Here is a 1311-nt window from a genome sequence, read left to right as displayed (position 1 = left end):
CTCGGCCAGCGCATTGTCATAACTGTCGCCAACGCTGCCGACAGAGGGCTCGATGCCCGCTTCGGCCAGTCGCTCGGTGTATTTGATCGACAGATACTGGGCGGATTCAACCGGTCGTCGCAACACCTTCGATCATATCCTGTTTGAGCAGCCGGTCGAGAGCCTCTGCCGGTGTTTGCCATCCCAGCGTTTTCCTGGGGCGGGTATTCAGCGCTTGGGCAACGGCGCTGAGTTCTTCGGCACCATGCTGGCTGAGATCCGTGCCCTTGACGGGCGGCGATCATGAACAGCCTGTTCCAAGGCGTCGCGCACGAAGCCCGCATGCGCTGTTTGGCTTGCCCGCCAGCCGACAATCCGGCGCGCGTAGGCGTCGATGACGAAGGCTACATAGACGAACCCTCGCCAGGTAGCGACGTAGGTGAAATCGCTGACCCAGAGCATGTTGGGCGCGGGAATCCGGAACTGCCGGTTCACCTTGTCCAGCGGGCACGGCGCCTTCTTGTCGGGAATCGTCGTCCGGTGCGGCTTTCCGCGTATGATGCCTTGAATACCCATGCTCTTCATCAGCCGCCCCACCGTGCAGCGGGTGACATTGAACCCCTCGCGGCCAAGCTGTCGCCAGATCTTCCGGACGCCATAGACCCGCCAGTTCTCTTTGAAGACCCGAAGGATCTCGGGACGCAGAGCCTCGTCCCGGCGGGCACGATCCGAGAGCTGCGACCGGTCAGCACGCTTCGCCAAGTGATCATAATAAGTAGACGGGGCAATCGGCAGCATGCTGCAGATCGGCTCGACCCCGTGCGCATCCCGGTGCGCGTCGATAAAACCCACCATCACTTAGACCGGCGGTCGAGCTCCGCCATCGCAAAATACGCTGACGCCTTGCGAAGGATCTCGTTCGCCTGGCGCAACTCGCGGTTCTCCCGCTCAAGCGCCTTCATCCTCTCGGTCATATCAGTCGGGATGCCCGCGCGTCGGCCGCTGTCGACCTCGGCCTTCTTCACCCAGTCATTCAGCGTCTGCGGCATGCAGCCGATCTTCGCCGCGATCGACATGACCGCCTGCCAGCGCGACGGATGCTGAGCCTCGTTGTCGAGAACCAGCCGCACGGCACGTTCGCGCACTTCAGGGGAAAACTTGTTCGTCGTCTTGCTCATGATGCTCCATCCTACTCAGGAGTTGGGGCCTCCTGTCTTTGCAGAATCCGCTATGAAGGATGGTGCGGGCGGCATACCGCGAGCCTCCGGGGCCATCGACGAAGCCCGTTTGCCGGCAAGGGAGCCGCCCGTTTCTTCGCATTCATCCTGAACA

At 61.9% G+C, this 1311-nt stretch carries 1 pseudogene and 1 other annotated feature; the pseudogene reads right to left on the bottom strand.

Annotated elements, in window-relative coordinates:
- Positions 1-106: 106 nt before the first annotated feature.
- Positions 107-1157, bottom strand: a pseudogene (locus D2T30_RS22830) (IS3 family transposase).
- Positions 760-876, bottom strand: a sequence feature (AL1L pseudoknot). (Overlaps the previous pseudogene by 117 nt.)
- Positions 1158-1311: the final 154 nt, after the last annotated feature.

The organism is Paenirhodobacter populi, assembly GCF_004022215.1.
Lineage (GTDB): Bacteria > Pseudomonadota > Alphaproteobacteria > Rhodobacterales > Rhodobacteraceae > Rhodobacter > Rhodobacter populi.
The sequence above is the reverse complement of the archived record's forward strand: the minus strand, read 5'-3'. Positions and strand labels throughout refer to the sequence as shown.